General features: G+C 33.1%; 1 pseudogene. It reads right to left on the bottom strand.

From position 1 onward, the window contains the following. Positions 1-172 (bottom strand): annotated as a pseudogene (locus tag D4A39_RS19410) (IS1380 family transposase); the annotation flags it as partial. Between the last annotated feature and the right edge of the window lie 206 nt (positions 173-378).

Here is a 378-nt window from a genome sequence, read left to right as displayed (position 1 = left end):
ATACGCACATCAGAGAGCGTAGAATCTCGCTATATTGATAACCAAACATAGTGCATCTCAATCCCAAGGTGGAATCTATGGTTTGAGCTAAAAGAGCATCAAATTGCTCCATAATCGAAAAAATTCCCCCAAAAGGAGTGAGTTTCTCAGATTTTATTTGTACTTTTGCCATGTCATTCAGAATTTTGTTTGTTTTTATTTTGCAACACTAAGATAAGTGAAATTTCTGACATGGCAAAATCCTGAGCAACTTTTTGTTGCTCAGGTGCTTATAAAAAATATTAAATTATAGTGTTGCGGAAATTAGATTATATTTGCAGTATTATTGCAAAACTAACAGATTTACGATATGAAAAAACTACTCTTATCCATCGCCTT

It is taken from the genome of Alcanivorax profundi (genome assembly GCF_003597125.1).
Lineage (GTDB): Bacteria > Pseudomonadota > Gammaproteobacteria > Pseudomonadales > Alcanivoracaceae > Alcanivorax > Alcanivorax profundi.
The sequence above is the reverse complement of the archived record's forward strand: the minus strand, read 5'-3'. Positions and strand labels throughout refer to the sequence as shown.